The sequence below is a fragment of the Pseudomonas sp. LP_7_YM genome (assembly GCF_004364435.1).
GTDB lineage: Bacteria > Pseudomonadota > Gammaproteobacteria > Pseudomonadales > Pseudomonadaceae > Aquipseudomonas.
The window spans coordinates 140,381-163,061 of record NZ_SOCT01000002.1 but is presented as its reverse complement, the minus strand read 5'-3'; the positions used below and the strand labels follow the sequence as shown (position 1 = coordinate 163,061).

Annotated in this window: 19 protein-coding genes; 14 read left to right on the top strand and 5 right to left on the bottom strand. The window is 59.5% G+C overall.

Going from position 1 to position 22,681, the window contains the following annotated elements; translation table 11 throughout:
- Nucleotides 1-16: 16 nt before the first annotated feature.
- The 3 genes from EC915_RS05765 to edd form a co-directional block, all read right to left on the bottom strand.
- The gene (locus EC915_RS05765; protein WP_133749577.1) at nt 17-754 is read right to left on the bottom strand and encodes a response regulator; all 738 of its coding nucleotides are present in this window, start codon (nt 752-754) and stop codon (nt 17-19) included.
- Nucleotides 755-858: 104 nt separating this feature from the next.
- Nucleotides 859-1,821 (bottom strand): glucokinase, encoded by a 963-nt coding sequence (locus EC915_RS05760; protein ID WP_133749576.1) that lies wholly within the window; start codon nt 1,819-1,821, stop codon nt 859-861.
- Entirely contained in the window at nt 1,818-3,644 is a 1,827-nt protein-coding gene (gene edd, locus EC915_RS05755) for a phosphogluconate dehydratase (RefSeq protein ID WP_133749575.1), read from the bottom strand. Before edd ends, EC915_RS05760 begins: the two co-directional genes overlap by 4 nt.
- Nucleotides 3,645-3,881: 237 nt before the next feature.
- On the opposite strand from edd, the gene gap reads away from it, so the two are divergent.
- The 14 genes from gap to EC915_RS05685 all read left to right on the top strand — a co-directional run bounded on the left by gap (nt 3,882) and on the right by EC915_RS05685 (nt 20,201).
- Nucleotides 3,882-4,883 carry a type I glyceraldehyde-3-phosphate dehydrogenase gene (gene gap, locus EC915_RS05750; RefSeq protein ID WP_133749574.1) on the top strand — a complete coding sequence of 334 codons (1,002 nt, stop codon included), beginning with the start codon at nt 3,882-3,884 and terminating at the stop codon, nt 4,881-4,883.
- 256 nt (nt 4,884-5,139) lie between these two features.
- The gene (locus tag EC915_RS05745; protein WP_133749573.1) at nt 5,140-5,655 is read left to right on the top strand and encodes an RNA polymerase sigma factor; all 516 of its coding nucleotides are present in this window, start codon (nt 5,140-5,142) and stop codon (nt 5,653-5,655) included.
- Nucleotides 5,656-5,794: 139 nt separating this feature from the next.
- Nucleotides 5,795-6,700: a FecR domain-containing protein gene (locus EC915_RS05740; RefSeq protein ID WP_133749572.1), complete on the top strand. Its 906-nt coding sequence runs from the start codon at nt 5,795-5,797 to the stop codon at nt 6,698-6,700.
- Between the two features lie 117 nt (nt 6,701-6,817).
- Nucleotides 6,818-9,397 (top strand): TonB-dependent receptor, encoded by a 2,580-nt coding sequence (locus EC915_RS05735; protein WP_133749571.1) that lies wholly within the window; start codon nt 6,818-6,820, stop codon nt 9,395-9,397.
- Between the two features lie 151 nt (nt 9,398-9,548).
- Nucleotides 9,549-10,148: a biliverdin-producing heme oxygenase gene (locus tag EC915_RS05730; RefSeq protein WP_133749570.1), complete on the top strand. Its 600-nt coding sequence runs from the start codon at nt 9,549-9,551 to the stop codon at nt 10,146-10,148.
- A 65-nt stretch (nt 10,149-10,213) separates the two neighbouring features.
- Nucleotides 10,214-10,666: a YbaN family protein gene (locus tag EC915_RS05725; protein ID WP_133750149.1), complete on the top strand. Its 453-nt coding sequence runs from the start codon at nt 10,214-10,216 to the stop codon at nt 10,664-10,666.
- A 61-nt stretch (nt 10,667-10,727) separates the two neighbouring features.
- A complete protein-coding gene (locus EC915_RS05720; protein ID WP_133749569.1) occupies nt 10,728-11,078 on the top strand; it encodes a DUF5064 family protein in 351 nt (116 codons plus the stop codon).
- A 109-nt stretch (nt 11,079-11,187) separates the two neighbouring features.
- Complete coding sequence (locus tag EC915_RS05715) at nt 11,188-12,696, top strand: sigma-54-dependent transcriptional regulator (protein WP_133749568.1); 1,509 nt, start codon at nt 11,188-11,190, stop codon at nt 12,694-12,696.
- A gap of 385 nt (nt 12,697-13,081) precedes the next feature.
- Complete coding sequence (gene gcvH, locus EC915_RS05710; RefSeq protein ID WP_133749567.1) at nt 13,082-13,465, top strand: glycine cleavage system protein GcvH; 384 nt, start codon at nt 13,082-13,084, stop codon at nt 13,463-13,465.
- A gap of 10 nt (nt 13,466-13,475) precedes the next feature.
- Nucleotides 13,476-16,334, top strand: a complete 2,859-nt coding sequence (gcvP, locus tag EC915_RS05705) for an aminomethyl-transferring glycine dehydrogenase (protein WP_133749566.1) — start codon at nt 13,476-13,478, stop codon at nt 16,332-16,334.
- 105 nt (nt 16,335-16,439) lie between these two features.
- Entirely contained in the window at nt 16,440-17,816 is a 1,377-nt protein-coding gene (locus EC915_RS05700) for an L-serine ammonia-lyase (protein ID WP_133749565.1), read from the top strand.
- A gap of 67 nt (nt 17,817-17,883) precedes the next feature.
- On the top strand, nt 17,884-19,005 hold the full coding sequence (gcvT, locus tag EC915_RS05695; protein WP_133749564.1) for a glycine cleavage system aminomethyltransferase GcvT: 1,122 nt from the start codon (nt 17,884-17,886) through the stop codon (nt 19,003-19,005).
- Nucleotides 19,006-19,397: 392 nt separating this feature from the next.
- Nucleotides 19,398-19,610, top strand: a complete 213-nt coding sequence (locus EC915_RS05690) for a cold-shock protein (protein ID WP_133749563.1) — start codon at nt 19,398-19,400, stop codon at nt 19,608-19,610.
- A gap of 96 nt (nt 19,611-19,706) precedes the next feature.
- Nucleotides 19,707-20,201 (top strand): RDD family protein, encoded by a 495-nt coding sequence (locus EC915_RS05685; RefSeq protein WP_133749562.1) that lies wholly within the window; start codon nt 19,707-19,709, stop codon nt 20,199-20,201.
- 45 nt (nt 20,202-20,246) lie between these two features.
- On the opposite strand, the gene lptG is transcribed toward EC915_RS05685, so the two are convergent.
- Entirely contained in the window at nt 20,247-21,308 is a 1,062-nt protein-coding gene (gene lptG, locus EC915_RS05680) for an LPS export ABC transporter permease LptG (protein WP_133749561.1), read from the bottom strand.
- Complete coding sequence (gene lptF, locus EC915_RS05675; protein ID WP_133749560.1) at nt 21,301-22,419, bottom strand: LPS export ABC transporter permease LptF; 1,119 nt, start codon at nt 22,417-22,419, stop codon at nt 21,301-21,303. The genes lptG and lptF overlap by 8 nt, the downstream gene beginning before the upstream one ends.
- Nucleotides 22,420-22,681 lie beyond the last annotated feature (262 nt).

Below are 22,681 nucleotides of genomic sequence, written 5' to 3'. Positions count from 1 at the left end.
CGGTCACTATCAACGGTCAGTAGCCGTTGCTGGCGTGTGGCAGCACATTGGCGGCCAACAAATACCCACTGCCTCGCACGGTGCGGATCAAACGCGCTGCCTTGCCGGTATCGCGCAAACGCTGACGAAGCCGGCTGACCGCCATGTCAACGATGCGCTCCAGCGGCATCAGCTCACGCCCGCGCGTGGCATTGCCGATGGTGTCGCGATCGAGGATCTGCTGGGGATTGTCGAGAAACAGTTTGAGCAGCGCGAAGTCGGCGCCGGAAAGGATCACCTCCTCACCATCATTGTGGAACAGCCGGTGACTGACCATGTCCAGACGCCACTCATCGAACACCAGCACATCGCCGCCCGTTCGCTCCTGGCCAAAGTGAGCCCGACGCAGCAGCGCCTTGATCCGGGCCTGAAGTTCACGCGGGCTGAAGGGTTTGGCCATGTAGTCATCGGCACCGAGCTCCAGCCCGATGACCCGGTCGGCTTCGTCAGAGCTGGCAGTGAGCATGATGATGGGCACATGAGGCTGACGTGGATGGTGCCTGGCCCAGCGACAGAGACTGAAGCCGTCCTCGTCGGGCAGCATGACATCAAGGATCAGCAGGTCGCTTGGCTCGTCGTTGAACGCCTGACGAAACTCGGCACCATCGCCAACGGTGCGCACCTGAAAGCCGGCGCGACTCAGGTAGGCCTGGAGCAACTCCCTGATCTCCTGGTCATCGTCGACCACCAGAATCGATTTACTGACAGCGTTCACGTTGGTCGTCCTTGTAAGCACTGATCATTGTTATTGGGGAACAGCCATAGGCTGCAAACACAACGTGTGCGAGCCTTTTCAGCTTATAAGCCTACCGCTGGCGCCTAGCGGCTTGCCGCGAATTGATCAAGCGCCACCCCGGCGCCCATCAACCCTGGGTATTGAGCTGTCACCAGCCAGACTGGCACATCATTGAAGTAATCCTTCATCAGGCCTTTTTCTGCAAGGGCCTTGTTGAAGCCACTCTGCATGAAGAAGTCGACGAAACGCGGTATCACGCCCCCGGCAATGTACACCCCGCCACGACCGCCAACGGTTAACACCGCGTTGCCCGCGACACGACCAAGGAACACACAAAACTGTTCGAGCACCGCGCTGGCCACTGCATCGCCTTGGAGCGCGGCGGTAGTAATGGCCGCAGGGGATTTCAGCTCGGCCTCGATGCCGTCCAGCGCGCAGCTGACCTGATACAGCAACAGCAGGCCAGCGCCGCTCAGGATCGTTTCTGCACTGACATGCTCGTGATCGGCCATCAGGCACGTCCAGAGCAAGGCTTCACGGGCAGTGCCGATCGGCAGGTCAACGTGTCCGCCCTCGCCCGGCACCGCGGTCCAGTGATTTTCGCCGGAGCGGATCAGCGTGCCCACGCCCAGACCCGTGCCAGGGCCGATTACCACACGTGCGCTTTTTGGGTCACCCTTGCCAGGCCGCACGGTCAGGTACTCATCGTCGCGCAGGCGAGTCATCCCCAATGCCATGGCGGTAAAATCGTTGACCATGATCAAGTGATCGATCTTGAGCGCCGCGCAGAACGACAGGCGATTGATCTTCCAGTGGCTGTTGGTGAAGTGGAAATTGTCACCGGTCACAGGCCCCGCCACCGCCAGGCAGATGGAGCCGACATCGCCCAACTGCAAATCAAGGTCCTTGAGATAGACCAGCAACGCCTTTTCAGGACCGGCGTAATCGACCGTCGGGAACACCCGGATCGAATGCAACTGATCGTCTTCCCAGATGGCAAAACGAGCATTTGTGCCGCCGATATCACCCACCATGGCCACTGTCACTTGAGCGTCTCCAGATTGGAAGTAAAGGCGCTGGCGCCTTTCTCTGCCGAGCTGAAGGCCATGCGCATGAAACCGAACAACTCACGGCCACTGCCCACGTTATGTGACAGACGCCCGATTGCCGGCTCTCTGGCCGCCAATTCTGCCGGTTCGACCAACACTTGCAACGTTCCGTTCACGCCATCGACCTGAATGATATCCCCATCACGCACAAGTGCCAAAGGGCCACCATCGGAAGCTTCCGGGCAAACATGAATAGCTGCCGGAATTTTTCCCGACGCTCCAGACATGCGTCCATCAGTGATCAGTGCGACTTTAAAGCCGCGATCCTGCAGCACACCAAGGAACGGCGTCATCTTGTGCAACTCGGGCATGCCATTGGAGCGCGGCCCCTGGAAGCGCATGACCGCGACGAAATCACACTCCAGCTCTCCGGCCTTGAACGCGTCGGCCAGATCCTGCTGATCTTCGAACACCTTGGCTGGCGCCTCGACGAACTGGTGCTCCAGGGCAACGGCCGACACCTTCATCACACCGCGCCCAAGGTTGCCTTCCATCACGCGCAGCCCGCCCTCCGGGGAGAACGGACGGGCGATCGGACGCAGAATGTTTTCATCCAGACTGTCGATCGGGCCGTCACGCCATACCAGCTTGCCGTCTTCCAGAAAGGGTTCCTGGGTGTAGCGACGCAGACCACGGCCCACCACCGTGTTGACGTCTTCATGCAGCAGCCCGGCATCGAGCAGTTCTCGAATCAGGAACGACATACCGCCCGCCGCCTGAAAATGATTGATGTCGGCCTTGCCGTTTGGGTACACGTGGGTCAGGGTCGGCACGACCTCCGAAAGGTCGGCCATGTCCTGCCAAGTCAATTGAATGCCTGCCGATTGCGCAATGGCGGGCATGTGCAACGTGTGGTTGGTCGAACCGCCCGTCGCGTGCAGCGCAACAATGGAGTTGACCAGCGAGCGCTCGTCCACAATCTCACCCAGCGGGATGAATTGGCCGCTCTGCTTGGTCAGCCGTGTCACCTGAAACGCCGCTTCGCGTGTCAGGGCATCGCGCAGCGACGTGTAGGGATTGACGAAGGAGGCGCCTGGCAAGTGCAGTCCCATGACTTCCATCAACAGCTGATTGGTGTTGGCGGTGCCGTAAAAGGTGCACGTGCCCGGGCCGTGATAGGACTTCATTTCCGAGTCCAGCAGTTCCTCGCGCGTTGCTTTGCCCTCGGCGAAGCGCTGGCGCACGTCGGCCTTTTCCTTGTTGGAAATGCCCGACACCATCGGCCCACCCGGCACGAAAATCGTAGGCAGATGACCGAAACGCAAGGAGCCCATCAGCAACCCGGGCACGATTTTGTCGCAGATGCCCAACATCAATGCGGCATCAAACATGTTGTGCGACAACGCCACCGCCGTAGCCATTGCAATGACTTCCCGGCTGGCGATGCTCAACTCCATGCCTGGCTCGCCTTGGGTCACGCCGTCACACATGGCGGGTACGCCGCCGGCAAACTGGCCGACCGAGCCGATTTCCCGCAGGGCCGTTTTGATCTGCTCGGGGAAATGTTCGTACGGCTGATGCGCCGAGAGCATGTCGTTGTAAGAAGAAACGATGGCGACATTGGCGGCGTTCATCATCCGCAGGCTGTGCTTGTCTTCGGTGCCACATGCCGCGACCCCATGGGCGAAGTTGGCACATTGCAGCTTGCCGCGCATCGGGCCGTCACTCGCCGCGCCCCGGATCAGTTGCAAATAGCGCTGACGGGTTTCACGGCTGCGAGCGATCAGCCGTTCGGTTACCTCAAGGACGCGGGGATGCATTGTGATGAACTCCAGGCTAGCGGATGTGGTCACCCGTTCAGGCCGCGTACAAAACCGGAGGTCAAATAAAGCCTTGGAAGAAACGCTTCAGCAAAGGCTAGATTTTTCAAACAGTTGTGTTGGCCTTACGAGTTTCTATTTGTAGATAAAACAAAATACTGCCACTAAAAAGGCTTGTTTTCTATTTTTATGAGAATAATCTTGTAATTCCAACAACAAATCACTGAGGACGGGTGTATGACTCTCCGCATCGCAATCAACGGCTTTGGCCGCATAGGCCGCAACGTCCTACGCGCACTTTATACCCAAGGCTATCGTCAGGACCTGCAGGTTGTCGCTATCAACGATCTGGGTGACAGCGAGATCAACGCCCACCTTCTGAAATACGACACAGTCCACGGGCAGTTCGATGGCACCGTCGAACACGATAAGGACAGCCTCACGGTCAATGGGGACCTGATCACAGTGACCGCCATTCGCGACCCCGCCGAGTTGCCATGGAAAACCCAGAACATTGACGTGGTGTTCGAATGCACGGGCCTATTCACAGGCCGTGATAAAGCGGCTGTGCACATTGCCGCCGGTGCAAAAAAAGTCATCGTCTCGGCGCCGGCCAAAGGGGCCGACGCAACCGTAGTCTATGGCGTCAACCATGATGTACTTCGCCAGTCCCACCAAGTGATCTCCAATGCCTCCTGCACAACCAACTGCCTGGCGCCTGTCGCGCAGGTGTTGAATCGTGAGCTGGGCATTGAGAGCGGTCTGATGACCACCATTCACGCCTATACGAATGACCAGAACCTGACGGACGTCTATCACACCGACCCCTACCGCGCGCGTTCGGCTACGCAGTCGATGATCCCCAGCAAGACCGGCGCCGCCGAGGCGGTAGGCCTGGTACTCCCAGAACTGGCAGGCAAGCTGACCGGCATGGCGGTGCGAGTGCCGGTGATCAACGTATCACTGGTGGACCTGACCATTCAGCTCAAGCGTGATGCCACGGTCGATGAAGTCAACGCGATCATGAAAGAGGCCGCCCAACACTCCAAGGTCCTGGGTTATAACAGCCTGCCTCTGGTCTCCCACGATTTCAATCACAACCCGCTGTCGTCAATCTTCGACGCCAACCACACCAAGGTCAGCGGTCGCCTGCTCAAGGTACTGGCCTGGTACGACAACGAGTGGGGCTTCTCCAACCGGATGCTGGATAACTGCCTGGCGTTGATGAACGCCGAATAAGGCGTCTAAAGATCTGTGTGAGCGAGCCTGTTCGCGAATGCTGAAGTCCCATCGCAGCGGATGTATGGGATGTACCAGCCTCTTCGTCGGAGTGCCGCCAGAGCCAGTTCGCTCCCACGATGATCCGTTGCTTCCCGATCAACTGTTTGCGCTTTTCCCCCTCCACCCGCCCTACACATGCGTTGCAACTTCCCGCCTTGCCAATACAGCAGACGACAATCATTATCATTCGCTGAATTTCTGATCGGATGCTCCCGTGACACAGTCGCATTTCAATGACGTTTTCCTGGCAAGGCGAACGATCCTGCTGCGCACCTTGCAACGTATGGTCCGCAATCCCAGCACCGCCGAGGACCTGCTGCAGGAAACTTACCTGCGCGTGAACCGCGCGCTGAGCGAGCGCACCATTGATCATCTCGAACCGTTCGTGTTTCAGACCGCGCGCAATCTGGCGCTGGATTATCTGCGTGCACGTCGTATCCACTCGCGCACCATGATTGACGACGCCCCGTTGTCGGACGTTCACAATGTGGTCGCCCCGGATGCTTCGCTCGAAGACGCCGCACATGCCAATCGCCTGCTGCGTAACCTGAATGCAAGCCTCGAAAAACTCACCGCGCGCCAGCAGACAATCTTTACCCTGAGCCGACTCAATGGCTGCAGCTATCTGGAAATCGCCGCGCAACTCGATGTTTCGGCCAGTACCGTACAAAAGGAACTCAAGTTGATCATGGCCATTTGTGTCGGTGTAGCAGCCCGGCTTGAACAGTGATGAGAGCGGCTTGATCCATAGGTCACAAGAAAATCCGGCGGCAGTCGAGCGCCCCTCTCGCTAAACTCCCGCCCCATACCGTGTATCCGAGGCAGCCTTGACGGACTTTCACTCACCCGGCGCTACAAATGAAAGCGCCATGGATCAGGCGCTGAACTGGCTGATTGAGCTGGAAAACGCCGACGACCAGCAACGGGCGCGTTTTCAGGATTGGCTGGCGGCAGATCCGACTCATGGCGAAGCCTTCGCCAAAGCAGAAGCGCTCTGGAATTCCCAAACGGTGCTCGACGCGGCCGTGAGTCTGGCAGCGCCGAAAAAGCCGTCATTGCTGCGCCGAGTGCGCCCTCACTGGGTTTCGTTGGCCACCGCAGCCGCCCTGCTGCTGGGGCTTTTCAATTTCAGCAACCTGCCATTACGCCTCAAGGCCGATCACCTGACAGTGGCTGGCGAGCGTCAGCGCCTGACGCTGGGTGACGGGTCCAAAGTCCTGCTCAATACCCGCTCCGCCTTCTCCAGCGAGCTGAATAACCATCAACGTATTGCACGACTTTATGAAGGTGAAGCCTTTTTTGAAGTGCCAACCACCAAGGGTCTGCCACTGGAAATCGATGCAGGCCCGGTGCGCATGAGCGCTAGCAGCACGTCCTTTGCGCTGCGCTATCTGGACGGTGTAGCGCAGATCCAGGTCGAGCGCGGCGCAGTAAATGTGCAAGCGACCCAAGGCGACTCTCAGGTCAGCCTTGGGGCCGGAGACAGCCTTCGCGTCGGTCCCGAGGGCTTTGGCAACCGTGCGAAGATCGACCAGAACAAGGATCTGGCATGGGTGCAGGGTCGGCTGATTTTCGACAACTGCCCGTTGAGCGAGGTACTGGCCGAACTGCGGCGTTATTACCCGGGCTGGATCGTCAACACCAATGCCCGGCTCGATCAGGTTGCGGTAACAGGCAATTATCGTCTGGACAATCCGCTGGATGCGGTTCGCTCGCTAGCACAAATCACCTCAGCGCGCTTGCACGAGCTGCCCGCTCTGGTGATTTTAAACTGAGCATGAATATTTTTACGCGATAGCTGTTCCTCGTACGTCTCGTTATAGCCAATGCAAGTGATTCCCATTAACAAACTTGCTAACACTATAATGACCCGCACGAAGGGAGCGCTATTGATGCTGTCCACGTTCACCCCCGCCCTGGCTGAATCGCCAAGGATTTCCCGCCATTTCACCTTCTCGCTGTTGACCTGCGCAATGCTTGCAGGCTTGCACAGCGCACCGGCTGCCGCGACCGAATCATTGGCCCGCGTGGCAGGCAACTACCCGTTTTCGATCAAGCAACAGCCGCTGGTATCAGCTCTGAATGAATTCAGCCAGGCCACAGGCTGGCAGGTAGGAATGTCCTCGGATCTGGCCCGCAACATCACCTCGCCCGGTGTCAGCGACACGCTGTCTGCCGAACAGGCACTGGATCGGCTGCTCGTGGGGAGCAACCTGAGCTATCGCCATGTGGGCAACAGCAACGTTGTGCTGGAAAAACGCAGCAGCGCTGGCGCATTGGCGCTGGAACAAGTCACCGTCAGTGCCACCCGGCAGGCGCAGTCAGTGGCTTCGGTTCCCAGTACCGTCACTGTGCACGAGCGCACCGAATTGGATCGCACGAACGTCAATAACATTCGCGATCTGGTGCGCTATGAGCCGGGCGTCTCGGTAGGCGGCGCAGGTCAACGCGCAGGCACCAGCGGCTACAACATTCGCGGTATCGATGGGGACCGGATCCTGACCCAGGTCGATGGCGTCGAAGTGCCGGACAACTATTTCTCCGGCCCTTACGCCAATACCCATCGCAATTACGTCGATCCGGAAATCGTCAAACGCGTCGAAATCCTCCGAGGCCCTGCATCGGCGTTGTACGGTAGCAGCGCCATCGGCGGTGCCGTGAGTTATTACACCCTCGACCCCGAGGACATCATCAAACCGGGCCAGGACATCGGCGCACGCTTGAAGACCGGCTACAGCTCGGCGAACAACAGCGGGTTGAACTCGGCCACGGTTGCCGGGCGTGAAGGCGACTTCGACGGCTTGCTGCATCTGAGCCAGCGCAATGGCCGCCAGACTGAGTCGTACGGTGACCATGGCGGCACCGGGCTGAGTCGCACTGCGGCTAACCCGGAAGACGTCCGCTCGACCAACATACTGGCCAAACTGGGCTGGAACTATGGCGAAGGCGATCGGCTGGCGTTCACCTATGAGAAGTACAAGAGCGACACCCACACCAACCAGAAAAGCGCTGTCGGTGGGCCCTTTGGCGGCGGACGAGCCATCGGCTTCTATCGCGCACGCGTAGGCAACGACGTCATTACCCGTGAGCGTTTCGGCCTGGAAAACGCCTTTGCGCTGAACAGCCTGCTGGTCGACAACGTCAAGTGGAGTCTGAACTATCAGGTCGCCAAGACCGATCAAGACACCCTTGAACGTTATGTGCCCCGCAGTCGCGATGTCTGGCGCAGTCGCGACACCGTTTATAAAGAGCGGCAATGGATTTTCGACGCGCAGCTGGACAAGGCTTTCAGCGTTGGCGACACCGAACATCTATTGACTTACGGCACCACCCTCAAACAGCAGAAAGTCACCGGACTGCGCAGCGGAAGTGGAACGTGCGCCGCCGTACTGGGGACATGCAGGACCGTTGGAGCGCCCTCTGCAGCTGATCTTCTTTTACCTAATAGCGACTTCCCGGACCCAACGGTCAATACCTATGCCCTGTTCGCTCAAGACCAGATCAAGTGGGGTGACTGGACCTTCATGCCGGGCGCGCGCTACGACTACACCACGCTCGATCCGCATGCCACCGATGAGTTTCTGCGCGCGGTCAGCCTCACCAGCGCCGATCAGTTCGACGATAAGAAGAAAAAATGGCATCGGCTATCGCCCAAAATGGGCGTGACCTACGCCATCAACGACGCTTACACCTGGTATGGCCAATATGCCGAGGGCTTCCGCACGCCAAGCGCCAAGGCGCTGTATGGCCGCTTCGAGAACCGCACGACCGGCTACATCGTCGAGCCAAACCCGAATCTGGACCCCGAAAAGAGCAAGAGCTATGAAACCGGCCTGCGCGGTCACTTCGACGAGGGCTCGTTCGATGTGGCGGTGTTCTACAACAAATACCGAGACTTCATCAATGAAGACGCGATCCAGCCAGCCTCATCGAATGAAGCCGCGTTCCAGTCCAACAACATCAAGCACGCCACCATCAAAGGCGTGGAGCTCAAGGGCCGCCTGAACCTGGACAGCTTTGGCGCGCCGCAAGGCCTCTATACCCAAGGCTCGCTGGCTTATCTGTACGGCCGTAACGACGACACCGGCCAGCCGATCAACAGTGTCAACCCGCTGACCGGGGTGTTCGGGCTGGGTTACGAGCAGAACACCTATGGCGGCTTGCTGAGCTGGACACTGGTCAAGCGCAAGACCCGGGTGGACGACTCCAATTTCCACGCGCCGGATGGTTCATCCTCGCAATTCAAGACCCCCGGCTTTGGCCTGGTGGACCTGACCGGTTTCTACAAGGTCACCGACGACGTGACCGTCAGCGGCGGCCTGTACAACCTGGCCGACAAAAAATACTGGCGGTGGGATGACGTGCGTGGCTACGACGGCGTCGGCGAGGCAGGGGCGACCGCGCCCGCCAACCTGGACCGCCTGACCCAGCCGGGTCGCAACTTCGCCATCAATCTGGTGTGGGATATCTAACAGCCGCTACCCATAGTGGGGCCGGCTTGCTGCGGGCCCCGCTCGGACGAACCGGGTGAGTCAGACGGCCAGCCCCCACAAGCCGTTTTTTTACGCCTTTGCCCTGCTCAAGCGTCTCTTCTACAAGCGCCTCATATACAAGGAAGACACCATGCCTCAAGACTCGATTCGTCGTTCCCAACGCCTCAACCAGATCACCCATGGGCCCCATGAGCAACTGGACAAGGCCGTAAAGGCCAACGCGCCGTTCGAAACCCTGGCCAGCTACACCCGGTTTCTGAGCGCCCAATACCTGTTTCAACAGGAACTGAAGGTGCTGTACAACGACCCTCGACTGTCGGCGTTGATCGCCGACCTGCCCGAGCGTTGCCGTGCCGAGCAGGCCAAAGCCGATCTGAAAGATCTCGGCACCGTGATCCCTGCGCCCGTCACAGGGGGCGTGGACGCCCCCTCGCAGGCTGAAGCATTGGGCTGGCTGTTCGTATCCGAAGGCTCGAAACTCGGGGCAGCGTTTCTGATCAAGCGCGCTCAAGCCCTGAACCTCAGTGAGACCTTTGGCGCACGTCACCTGGGCGAGCCGGTTGGAGGCCGCGCCGAGGGTTGGAAACGCTTCATCCGCATTCTCGACGACCTGCCATTGAGCGAGGCGCAGGAGCGCGAAATCGACCAGGGTGCAGTGGCTGCGTTCGAGCGTTTCAACGTACTGCTGGAACACGCCTACGCATCGGCCCAGCAAGCCGAACCTGCCTGAATCGAAGCGTTTGGCGCCCGGCGCTGTTAAGCTGGGCGCCGTTGCCGGGCCAATCCGCGCAACGCATGTTCATCCTGCCGTACCCGAGACTCATGACCAGCACACCCCTAGGCAGCAAACTGTCCCGCATCCTGTTCGGCATCCTGGCCTACGTCAGCCTTGCCATCGGTATCATCGCGATTTTCATTCCTGGGCTGCCCACCACCGAATTCATTCTGTTGGCCGCCTGGGCCGCGACCAAAAGTTCGCCACGCCTGAGCGCCTGGCTGGAAAATCATCGCCTGTTCGGCCCGATGCTGAGCAACTGGCGCAACGGCAAGCTGATTGCCCGCAGCGCCAAGATCAGCGCCACCGTCACCATGCTGATCTGCGCGGTGGTGATGCTGGTGGTGCTCAACCACAACTGGTGGATCTGCTTCGCGATCACCGGCATGGCACTGGTCAATCTGTGGCTCTGGTCGCGACCGGAGCCTGTCGCAAAAACCGTCGAGCACGCAGCGTCTTCCAGCCGGCGCTGAACCCACGCCGCTGCGGAGGGTCTGCTTGCTTACCGCCAGCGCTAACTGAGGTAGCAGTCACATGTTCGAGCCAGGCCATCTGCACATCGCCCACCCTGCCCTGCAACCGCACGATGTTGGCTACGACCTTCATATCCGCTATGAGGTCAGCCAGATCGACTCCGGCCCCGGCATGCATTTCACGCTGGAGGGCAGCGTCAACGGCAAGGCCGTCAGTGAGACCTTCGACCTGCCCAAGGACAAGGCCTATAACTTCGCCAGCGAAGCCTCGCACCTCCTTGAAAAGCACGGCTTGCCGAAAACCACCGACCTGCACAACATGCACGGTGAATACGATGCGATGTTCGAAGACATCCGCCATCAGTTGCACATGAAGTCCGGCGATCCGGTGAAGCCCGAGCATTTGCAGTAGCACAAAGCACCGCCCACCCGGGTCAATTCTGTCCCGGACTGCGGTGGCAACGTACACATCGTTTACTGGCATAATCGCCTGTGTCTTCCGCCCGAATCTCCCACATCCCATGCGCATCCACGTCACGTTCATCGACCGCGTCGGTATTACCCAGGAAGTGCTGGCAATTCTGGGCGCGCGTAATCTGAATCTCGATGCGGTGGAAATGGTGCCGCCCAACGTCTACATCGACGCGCCAACCCTGAGCCATGAAGTGCTTGAAGAACTCAAGGACCGGCTGTTCCGGGTGCGCGGTGTCGAAGCGATTACGGTGGTTGACATCCTCCCCGGCCAGCGCCGTCATCTTCAACTCGATGCCCTGCTGGCTGCCATGACCGATCCGGTGCTGGCACTGGACAGCGCGGGGCATGTGCTGCTGGCCAATCCTGCGCTGGTAGCCTTGTGCGGGCGCGAACCTGCCGGGGAGTCGGTGGGTGGTTTGTTTTCCGACGCGGCCCTGCAATCGGCGTTGCTGGAAAACGGTTTCAGGCTTCCGCTGCGCGAGGTCACGCTCAATGGCGAGGCGCTGCTGCTGGATGCTACGCCGATCACCGACGCGGGCGCCTTGCTGACGCTGTATCTGCCGAGCCGCATCGGCGAGCGACTGTCGGCGCTGCATCACGATCATGCCGAGGGATTCGATGCCCTGCTCGGTGATTCAACACCTATTCGCACCCTCAAGGCCCGCGCTCAGCGGGTGGCCGCATTGGATGCGCCGCTGCTGATTCAGGGCGAAACCGGCACGGGCAAAGAGCTGGTTGCGCGTGCCTGTCATGCGGTGAGCGCGCGCAACGGAGCGCCGTTTCTTGCGTTGAACTGCGCTGCCCTTCCGGAAAGCCTCGCCGAAAGCGAGCTATTCGGCTATGCCCCTGGCGCCTTCACCGGTGCGCAACGCGGCGGCAAGCCCGGCCTGATGGAACTGGCCAACAAAGGCACGGTGTTTCTCGACGAGATCGGCGAAATGTCGCCTTACCTGCAGGCCAAGCTGCTGCGTTTTTTGAACGACGGCAGTTTCCGCCGTGTCGGGGGCGACAAGGAGGTGCAGGTCAATGTGCGCATCCTCAGCGCAACCCACCGCAATCTGGAAAAGATGGTCACCGAAGGCACCTTCCGCGAGGACCTTTTTTATCGCCTGAACGTGCTCAACCTGGAGGTCCCGCCGCTGCGTGAACGCGGCCAGGACATTCTGTTGCTGGCCCGCTATTTCATGGAGCAGGCCTGCACACAAATCCAGCGCCCGGTGTGCAGACTTGCGCCTGGCACCTACCCTGCCTTGCTTGGCAACCGCTGGCCGGGCAATGTGCGGCAACTGCAGAACGTCATCTTCCGCGCGGCGGCAATCTGCGAAAGTGCCCTGGTGGACATTGGCGACCTGGATATTGCAGGCACTGCGGTGGCTCGGCAGAACGACGGTGAAATTGAAAGCCTGGAAGCGGCTGTCGATGATTTTGAAAAGTCGCTGCTGGAAAAGCTTTACAGCCATTACCCGTCGACCCGGCAACTGGCTGCACGGTTACAGACGTCCCACACCGCGATTGCCCACCGATTGCGCAAGTATGGAATTCCCGGCAAGGGCTAACGCAGCGCAGCCCTCTGGTCGCGAGCCCACGCCTGATTTCCTAGCGACGCTCCCACAGAGAATCTTGCATCCCCAACAGACCGTGGTGGCGCAGCGGCAGCTTCCAACAGAGACACCAAACGAACATGGAATGAATTCAAAACACCGTAACGATTTCATTCCATACACCGCCTATGCCCGTTCAGCAAGGCCTTGATCCCCCGCCACTTTTCAAAGTCAGCAGATCCGTATCGATTTCGTTACGGGAACCACGCCACACATAATCCACAACCCTCTGAAACCCTTGATTCATAAGGCTCTAACAAGGTTGGCCGCAAACTTGCTAATCAGCACCTCATCATGCTCGCGCCAACGACGGGCAGTTTTTCCATTCCGGGGAGTTTCCATGAGCGAGTTGCGTTTTACCGAAGATCACGAGTGGCTGCGGACCGAATCAGACGGCAGCGTCACCGTCGGGATTACAGCTTTCGCGCAGGACGCACTGGGTGACGTGGTGTTCGTTCAACTGCCTGAGCTTGCGCCTTACGACAAAGGCACCGAAGCCGCAACCGTTGAGTCAGTTAAAGCCGCCAGCGGCGTGTACATGCCGCTCAATGGTGAGATCGTAGAGACCAACCCGGCGCTGGATGCCAACCCCGAACTGGTTAACGAAGACCCGCTGGGCCAAGGCTGGTTCTTCCGCTTCATCCCTTCCGACGTTGCTGCTGTCGGCCAACTGCTGGATCAGGACGCCTACGACCGCCTGATCAAAGCCAACGCAGAAGCCTGAGGAACGCGTAATGACTGACCGCATCGAATTGAGCACCGCCAACGAGTTCATCGCCCGTCATATCGGCCCACGCGCTGACGACGAACGCGCCATGCTCGCCATCCTGGGTTTCGACTCGCTGGAAGCGCTGAGCGCCAGCGTCATCCCTGAATCCATCAAGGGCACCAGCGTCCTCCACCTGTCTGCCGGTCAAAGCGAAGCGGACGCACTGGCCGACATCAAGGCCATCGCTGGCAAGAACCAGCTGTTCAAAACCTTCATCGGCCAGGGCTACTACAACACGCATACCCCTGCACCGATCCTGCGCAACCTGCTGGAAAATCCTGCCTGGTACACCGCCTACACGCCTTATCAACCTGAGATTTCCCAGGGTCGCCTTGAGTCGCTGCTGAACTTTCAGACCTTGATCAGTGACCTGACCGGCCTGCCGATTGCCAACGCTTCGCTGCTCGACGAAGCCACCGCAGCAGCCGAGGCCATGACCTTCTGTAAACGCCTGAGCAAGAACAAGGGCAGCCACAAATTCTTCGCTTCCGTCCATTGCCACCCACAGACGCTCGACGTGCTGCGCACCCGTGCCGAACCCTTGGGCATCGGGGTGGTGGTGGGCGACGAAAGCCAACTGAGCGATGTCAGTGAATTCTTCGGCGCGCTGCTGCAGTATCCGGCCAGCAACGGCGATGTATTCGATTACCGCGCACTGGTCGAGCGCTTCCACGCAGCTAACGCATTGGTCGCGGTCGCTGCTGACCTGCTCGCTCTGACCTTGCTCACCCCACCGGGCGAGTTCGGTGCGGACGTGGCCATCGGCAGCGCCCAGCGCTTCGGTGTGCCGCTGGGCTTCGGCGGCCCACACGCGGCTTACTTCTCGACCCGCGACGCCTACAAACGCGACATGCCGGGCCGTCTGGTCGGCGTATCCATCGACCGCTTCGGCAAGACCGCACTGCGCCTGGCGATGCAGACCCGCGAGCAACACATCCGTCGCGAGAAGGCCACCAGCAACATCTGCACAGCGCAGGTGCTGCTCGCCAACATCGCCAGCATGTACGCCGTGTACCATGGCCCAAGTGGCTTGACCCGCATCGCCAATCGCGTGCATCACTTGACCGCAATCTTCGCCAAAGGACTGGGCCAACTGGGCCTGAACGTCGAGCAGGCGTTCTTTTTCGACAGCATCACGTTGAACACCGGTGCGAAAACCGCCGACCTGCATGCCAAGGCTCGCGCTCAGCAGATCAATCTGCGTGAAGTTGACGCTGAGCGCCTTGGCTTGTCGCTGGACGAAACCACCCAGCAAGGCGATATCGAAGCACTGTGGAAACTGTTCGCCGACGAGGGTCAGGTCCTGCCTGATTTCGCCGCACTGGCCAACAATATCCACGCGCGCCTGCCTGCAGTGTTGAAGCGTGAGTCGGCGATCCTCAGTCATCCGGTGTTCAACCGCTACCATTCCGAAACCGAGTTGATGCGCTACCTGCGTCGTCTGGCCGACAAGGACCTGGCGTTGGATCGCACCATGATTCCGCTGGGCTCGTGCACCATGAAGCTCAATGCCGTTAGCGAAATGATTCCGGTGACCTGGGCTGAATTCGGCAACCTGCACCCGTTCTCCCCAGCCGAGCAGAGCGCAGGTTATCAGCAACTGACCGACGAACTGGAAGCGATGCTGTGTGCCGCCACCGGTTACGACGCAATCTCGCTGCAACCGAACGCCGGCTCCCAGGGTGAATATGCAGGCCTGCTAGCGATCCGCTCCTATCACCAGAGCCGCGGCGATGACCACCGCGACATCTGCCTGATCCCGTCATCCGCACACGGCACGAACCCGGCCACCGCCAACATGGCGGGCATGCGCGTGGTCGTAACGGCCTGTGATGTACGCGGCAACGTTGACATCGAAGACCTTCGCGCCAAAGCCATCGAGCATCGCGAGCACCTCGCGGCATTGATGATCACCTACCCGTCGACCCATGGTGTGTTCGAGGAAGGCATCCGCGAAATCTGCGCAATCATTCATGACAATGGCGGCCAGGTGTACATCGACGGCGCCAACATGAACGCTATGGTCGGCCTCTGCGCACCCGGCAAGTTCGGCGGCGACGTGTCCCACCTGAACCTGCACAAAACTTTCTGCATCCCGCACGGCGGCGGCGGTCCGGGCGTGGGCCCGATCGGCGTGAAATCGCATCTGGCCCCTTTCCTGCCGGGTCACGGCAAGATGGAGCGCAAGGAAGGCGCGGTCTGTGCGGCGCCGTTCGGCAGCGCGAGCATTCTGCCGATCACCTGGATGTACATCCGCATGATGGGGGGCGCGGGCCTGAAACGCGCTTCGCAACTGGCCATTCTCAACGCCAACTACATCTCCCGCCGCCTGGAAGAGCACTTCCCGATCCTGTACACCGGCAGCAGCAACCTGGTGGCTCACGAGTGCATCCTTGACCTGCGCCCGCTGAAGGAAAGCAGCGGGATCACCGTCGACGATGTGGCCAAACGCCTGATTGATTTCGGCTTCCATGCACCGACCATGTCGTTCCCGGTGGCGGGCACGTTGATGATCGAGCCGACCGAAAGCGAGTCCAAAGAAGAGCTGGATCGCTTCTGCGATGCCATGATCAAGATCCGCGAGGAAATCCGCGCGGTCGAAAACGGCGTCCTGGACAAGGAAGACAATCCGCTGAAAAACGCACCGCACACCGCAGCGGAACTGGTTGGCGAGTGGAAACACCCGTATAGCCGCGAGCAGGCCGTTTACCCGGTTGCCTCATTGATCGAAGGCAAATACTGGCCTCCGGTCGGTCGTGTGGACAACGTGTTCGGCGACCGCAATCTGGTCTGCGCCTGCCCGTCCATTGAAGATTACGCCTGAAAAAGCTGCGAGTTTAAGCTGCAAGCCGCATGTTAGACGCCGATCGGCTCTGGCTTGCGGCTTGTCGCTCGCAATTGCGCCTATAACAACAATCGGAGCCTGACCATGTCCCTGAGCGTGTTTGACCTGTTCAAGATTGGCATTGGCCCCTCAAGCTCCCATACCGTGGGCCCGATGCGCGCTGCGGCGCGGTTTGCCGAGGGCCTGCGCCGTGATGACCTGCTTTCCAGTACCGCCAGCGTGCGGGTCGAGTTGTACGGTTCACTGGGCGCCACCGGCAAAGGCCACGGCAGCGATAAAGCTGTGTTGCTGGGCCTGGAAGGTGAACACCCCGATACCGTAGACACCGAACAGGTCGACGAGCGTTTGCAGCGCATTCGCAGCAGCGGGCGAATCAATCTGCTCGGTGAACACAGCATCGAATTCATCGAAAAACAGCACTTGGCGATGATCCGCAAACCGCTGGCCTACCATCCCAACGGCATGATTTTCCGCGCACTGGATGGCGCTGGCTTGCAGATTCGCAGCCGCGAGTATTACTCGGTCGGTGGTGGATTCGTGGTAGACGAGGACGCAGCCGGTGCCAATCGCATCGTCGAGGACAGCACTGCGCTGCCCTACCCGTTCACAACCGGCAAAGAGTTGATGGCCCATTGCGCGAGTACCGGGCTGTCGATCAGTCAGGTGATGCTGGCCAACGAGGCTGCCTGGCGTCCAGAAAATGAAACCCGCGACGGTCTGCTGAACATCTGGCAGGTGATGCAGGATTGCGTCGAAGCGGGCTGCCGCAACGAGGGCATTTTGCCGGGAGGGCTGAAGGTCAAACGGCGTGCGGCAGCCCTGCACCGGCAGCTGTGCAAAAACCCGGAAGCGGCGCTGCGTGATGCCTTGTCCGTGCTCGACTGGGTCAATCTCTATGCCTTGGCCGTCAACGAGGAAAACGCCAACGGCGGGCGGGTGGTCACCGCTCCCACCAATGGCGCTGCGGGAATCATCCCGGCGGTGTTGCACTACTACATGCGCTTTATCACCGGTGCCAACGAAGACGGCGTGGTGGGTTTTCTGCTCACTGCCGCAGCCATCGGCATTCTTTACAAGGAAAACGCATCGATTTCAGGCGCCGAAGTCGGCTGTCAGGGTGAGGTCGGCGTCGCCTGCTCCATGGCCGCTGGCGCGCTGTGCGAGGTATTGGGCGGCAACGTCCAGCAGGTCGAAAACGCGGCCGAGATCGGCATGGAGCACAACCTCGGTCTGACCTGCGACCCCATCGGCGGTCTGGTTCAGGTGCCCTGCATCGAGCGCAATGCCATGGGTTCGGTGAAAGCTATCAACGCGGTACGCATGGCGCTGCGCGGTGATGGTCAGCACTTCGTCTCGCTGGACAAGGTCATCCGCACCATGCGCCAGACCGGCGCCGACATGAAAAGCAAATACAAGGAAACAGCCCGTGGCGGGCTGGCCGTCAACATTATCGAGTGCTGATCCGAGCCCATCTTCATCGTGTTCCACGCCAGCGGCGGGAATTGAAAACACATTCAAGGAGTCATCGATGTCCGCAGAACTGTTGAAAACCCCACTGAACGCCCTGCACCGGGAATTGGGCGCCAGAATGGTCGAATTCGCAGGCTACGACATGCCTGTCCAGTACCCGACGGGCGTGATGAAAGAACACCTGCACACTCGCGAGCAGGCGGGGCTGTTCGATGTGTCACACATGGGGCAGATCCTGTTAAGCGGTGCCAATGCTGCCAAGGCTCTGGAAACCCTGGTGCCGGTGGACATCATTGACCTGCCGGTGGGCATGCAGCGCTACGCCATGTTTACCAACGAAACGGGCGGCATCCTCGACGACCTGATGGTTGCCAATTTGGGTAACGATCAACTGATGCTCGTGGTCAATGCCGCGTGCAAGAACGAAGATCTTGCGCACTTGCGCAAGCACATCGGCAACCAATGCGAGATTACGCCTTTGTTCCAAGAGCGTGCCCTGCTCGCCCTGCAAGGTCCGCAGGCGGGAAGCGCTCTGGCACGCCATGCCCCTGAAGTGGCGAAAATGACCTTCATGCAATACACCACTGCACGTATCGCCGGCATTGACTGCTATGTCAGCCGCTCAGGCTACACGGGCGAGGACGGATATGAGATTTCCGTTCCCACTGATCAGGCAGAATCCCTGGCGCGTCGCATGCTGGCCGAACCAGGAGTCGCGCCGATCGGGCTGGGTGCCCGAGACTCTCTGCGTCTGGAAGCGGGGCTGTGCCTGTACGGCCACGACATGAACCCAGAGACCACGCCGATTCAGGCCAGCTTGTTGTGGGCCATTTCCAAAGTGCGTCGGGCTGACGGCGCGCGGGCAGGCGGATTCCCGGGCGCCGAACAGATCTTCGCCCAGCACCAGACCGGTGCAGCCCGCAAGCGGGTTGGCCTACTGCCACAAGAGCGCACCCCGGTACGTGAGGACGCGCAAATCGTCGATGCCCATGACAACATCATCGGCGCCATTTGCAGCGGCGGGTTCGGACCGACTCTGGGCGCCCCATTGGCCATGGGCTATGTGGACGCGGCTTTCACGGCTCTCGATACGCCAGTGTGGGCTATCGTGCGGGGCCGGAAAGTCCCGATGCAGGTCAGCAAAATGCCTTTCGTTGCGCCACGCTATTTCCGCGGCTGAATTCCAACGTCAAAAAACTGTGGCACTGCAACAGTGCAGGAAATGTTTCGATGCCACAGTCTTACGCCTCTTGAAACAGCAATGAAACTGTCGGCCAAATGCACTAGCAAATGCACTTCAACTGTAAAAACTATCGATTCATGCCACTTGGTTAAAGTTTTCAAAAGGTGCATGAAAGCCCCTGAAACCGGGGTCATTCGGGGCTTGTTTTTACTGCGAGAGTTAGCGTAGAGTTTCTTGACTGTGTTTGCATGGGTCGCTGGGATCGTGACCTGGGCAGTAGCGCTAAAAGCAATGCTACATCCCGCTCTACGTTTCTTCTTCCTGCAACCAGCCCAGTACTCTTTCATGCGAAAGAGACTGTCATTAATTTATGCGTTAGGAATAAGAAAATGTCTACACGTCAGAGCGGCACCGTTAAGTGGTTTAACGACGAGAAAGGTTTTGGCTTTATCACGCCTGAGAGCGGCCCGGATCTGTTCGTCCACTTCCGCGCCATTCAGGGTGACGGCTTCAAGAGCTTGAAAGAAGGCCAGAAAGTGACTTTCGTCGCCGTGCAGGGCCAGAAAGGCATGCAGGCTGACGAAGTGCAAGCTGAAGCCTGATAGCTGAACGCTAAAAGCCCTCGATGGCGACATCGGGGGCTTTTTTATGCCTGCGAGTGCGTAGACTCACGTCTTTCGCTGATCGGACCCGCCGCTATGCCCCAGCACCTGTTGAGTCCAGAGGGCAATTTCCCCCCTGCTGGCCTGGGCCGACGTCTGGCAGCCATTTTCTATGACGCCCTGTTATGCATCGCACTTTTGATGGTTACGACACTGGTCTACAAACTGGTCTGGATGGCCTGTGTCGGTGAGGCGAAACTGCGTCAGCTGTCCGAATCCGGGGCGCTGGACGGCGATCCGCTGCTCTCGACAATCCTGCTGGTTACGCTGTGGGCGTTCTTCGCCAGGTTTTGGACCCACGCAGGGCAAACCTTGGGCATGCAGGTCTGGGGCATCAGAGTGCAGAACGCCGATGGGACGGCTATCAGCCTGTGGCAAGCGCTGCTGCGATTTACCGCGGCCATCGCCTCCTGGCTTTGTATCGGGCTGGGATTCTTCTGGAGTCTGCTCGACCAACAGAAACGCAGCTGGCACGACAGGTGTTCCGGCACGCAGCTGGTAAGGATTCCAAAACGCAAAAGGAGCCTGTAATGAAAAAGCCGACCCTGAAGTCGGCTTTTTGTTACACGCCGATGTTCAACCCGCTCGACGGAGCAGCCAGATGCCCGCCAGTGCACAGATACCGGCAGGCACCAGCACCGCGAACAGCGGCGAGAAGCCGAATACCAGACTGGATGGACCCAGCAGGTCCTGCGCGATACGGAAGGTGAACCCCACCAGTACACCTGTGAAGACTCGCTGCCCCAGAGTGACCGAACGCAGCGGACCAAAGATGAACGAGATGGCCATCAACACCAGCGCCACCGTCACCAATGGCTGCAGAATCTTGGTGTAGAACGCCAGCCAGTAGCGACCGTTAGCCAGACCCTGATCGGCCAGATAGTGAGCATAGCCATATAGCCCGGTCATCGACAGTGATTCGGGCGGCAGCACCACGGTGCTCAACAGCTGCGGGCTGAGCGCGATGTTCCAACGCTCTTCGGGCGTGTTGACCACCTCGGTGCGGCCCTCATGGAACAGCGTTGTTGCGACGTCCTTGAGCTGCCAGTAATCAGTCTTGTAGTTCGCCTGCTTGGCAAAACTGGCGCTGATCATGTGACGCTGATCATCGAAACGATAACGGGTCACGCCGTACAACAAGCCATTGGGCTGAACAGTATTGATATGGATGAACTCGTCACCCTGGCGATGCCACAAACCATGGCGAGCGCTCTGCGCATCACCCGTTCCCTGGGCCAGCGAGCGCGCGGCCTGCGCCTGTGCTTCAGTGACCGGCGCAACATATTCACCAATCAACAGGCCCGCCACCATCAGCAACAGCATCGGCTTCATGACAGCCCAGACGATGCGCCCGACGGACACACCCGCGGCGCGCATGATGGTCAGTTCGCTGTTGCTGGCCAATGCGCCGAGGCCGATCAGACAGCCGATCAGCGCGGCCATCGGCAGCATGTCGTAGAGACGGCGCGGCGCGGTCATCAACACGTAACTGCCAGCGTCCCAGAAGGTGTAGGTATCGCTGATGTCGGCCATCTCGTCGATGAACGCAAACAGCGAAGCCAGGCCGAGAATGATGCCCAGTACGGCAAGAATCGCCATGAACACACTTTTGCCGATGTACCTATCCAGCTTAACCATGAGCCACCTCCGACGCATCGCGGCGACTTGCCATTTTCAGGCGCAACGGCTCCCAGTACAGCAGTCCCAGCCCGATGGAGAGAAAGATCGCATGCACCCACCACAAGCCCAGTGGCCCCGGAATCTTACCCTTCTCCAATGCACCGCGGGCGGCAATCAGGATGGTGAGATAAGCCATGTACAGCAGGATTGCAGGCAACAACTTGAGGAAGCGGCCCTGACGAGGGTTGACGCGTGCAAGCGGCACCGCCATCAGCGTCACGATGAACACCAGAATGGGCAGCGAGATTCGCCACTGCAGTTCGGCCTTGTTGCGCAGCGAACTTTCACCGGTGAGCAGCTCACCGGTAGGAATGGCGTCACGGTCAGTGATTTCGTCACTGATGTCCGGTTTCGGCAGCAGCGCACCATAGGTGTCGTATTTGATCGAGCGGTAGTCGGCCTGGCCCGGATTCCCGTCGTAGCGGTAGCCGTTGTTCAGAATCAGATAGCGACTGCCGTCGGGCTTGATCTCCTGCTTGCCGCTCTCGGCGACCAGCACGGTGATGCCGTGATCCTTCTTCTCATCCAGTTTCTTTTCGGAGATGAAGACGCCGCCCAGGTTGATCCGGTCATCGGTCATGGTTTCGGTATAGGTCACGCGGCTGCCGTCACGCAGCAACTGGAATCGGCCAGGCACCAGCGTGTCGAACTCGGTCATCGCATCCTGCTTGTTGATCAGCAGCTGGAACTGGGTCGCGCCTTGCGGTGCCAGGCTGAAGCTGAGCCACGCCACCAGCAGAGACACCAGGGCGGCAGGCGCCAGGGTCATCCACAGCAGACGTTGCTGGCTCATCCCGGTGGCCGCCAGAACGGTCATTTCGCTTTCCAGATACAAGCGTCCATAGGCCAGCAATATGCCGAGGAACAGACCCAGCGGCAGAATCAATTGCAGGAAGCCGGGAAGACGGAACCCCATGATCATGAACAGCACGCCGGGATCCAGAGCGCCGGATGCAGCCTGGGCCAGGTACTTGATGAAGCGGCCACTCATGATGATTACCAGCAGCACGGCGCTCACAGCGCTCAAGGTAACCAGCACTTCTCGGGACAGGTAACGGAAGACAATCAAACCAGACACTCCAGGGTCGTCACGCTCAGCAAGCCTGACAAGGAAATGGGTCAATCATGGCGCGCGCGACCGCGAACCAGCGAAAAAATATGCGGCATTATCCTGTGATTGGGCGTGTCTGTCACTGAGCGCGCCGGATACTTCCTTAACCCGAGCTGACGCAGGCGTACTTAACGGGGTTGTCATGGGTCCTTTGGCGGGGTCAAACTGCGGGCCTTGCCGCAAACGCCGTGCTGCCGGTCATTGGCAGCCGCCGAGCCGC

What these genes read in the sequence shown, in the direction of transcription:
- edd (WP_133749575.1), bottom strand. Translation starts at nt 3,644, where the DNA reads ATGCATCCCCGCGTCCTTGAGGTAACCGAACGGCTGATCGCTCGCAGC.
- gap (WP_133749574.1), top strand. Translation starts at nt 3,882, where the DNA reads ATGACTCTCCGCATCGCAATCAACGGCTTTGGCCGCATAGGCCGCAAC.
- EC915_RS05740 (WP_133749572.1), top strand. Translation starts at nt 5,795, where the DNA reads ATGGATCAGGCGCTGAACTGGCTGATTGAGCTGGAAAACGCCGACGAC.
- EC915_RS05735 (WP_133749571.1), top strand. Translation starts at nt 6,818, where the DNA reads ATGCTGTCCACGTTCACCCCCGCCCTGGCTGAATCGCCAAGGATTTCC.
- EC915_RS05730 (WP_133749570.1), top strand. Translation starts at nt 9,549, where the DNA reads ATGCCTCAAGACTCGATTCGTCGTTCCCAACGCCTCAACCAGATCACC.
- EC915_RS05725 (WP_133750149.1), top strand. Translation starts at nt 10,214, where the DNA reads ATGTTCATCCTGCCGTACCCGAGACTCATGACCAGCACACCCCTAGGC.
- EC915_RS05720 (WP_133749569.1), top strand. Translation starts at nt 10,728, where the DNA reads ATGTTCGAGCCAGGCCATCTGCACATCGCCCACCCTGCCCTGCAACCG.
- EC915_RS05715 (WP_133749568.1), top strand. Translation starts at nt 11,188, where the DNA reads ATGCGCATCCACGTCACGTTCATCGACCGCGTCGGTATTACCCAGGAA.
- gcvH (WP_133749567.1), top strand. Translation starts at nt 13,082, where the DNA reads ATGAGCGAGTTGCGTTTTACCGAAGATCACGAGTGGCTGCGGACCGAA.
- gcvP (WP_133749566.1), top strand. Translation starts at nt 13,476, where the DNA reads ATGACTGACCGCATCGAATTGAGCACCGCCAACGAGTTCATCGCCCGT.
- EC915_RS05700 (WP_133749565.1), top strand. Translation starts at nt 16,440, where the DNA reads ATGTCCCTGAGCGTGTTTGACCTGTTCAAGATTGGCATTGGCCCCTCA.
- gcvT (WP_133749564.1), top strand. Translation starts at nt 17,884, where the DNA reads ATGTCCGCAGAACTGTTGAAAACCCCACTGAACGCCCTGCACCGGGAA.
- EC915_RS05690 (WP_133749563.1), top strand. Translation starts at nt 19,398, where the DNA reads ATGTCTACACGTCAGAGCGGCACCGTTAAGTGGTTTAACGACGAGAAA.
- EC915_RS05685 (WP_133749562.1), top strand. Translation starts at nt 19,707, where the DNA reads ATGCCCCAGCACCTGTTGAGTCCAGAGGGCAATTTCCCCCCTGCTGGC.
- lptG (WP_133749561.1), bottom strand. Translation starts at nt 21,308, where the DNA reads ATGGTTAAGCTGGATAGGTACATCGGCAAAAGTGTGTTCATGGCGATT.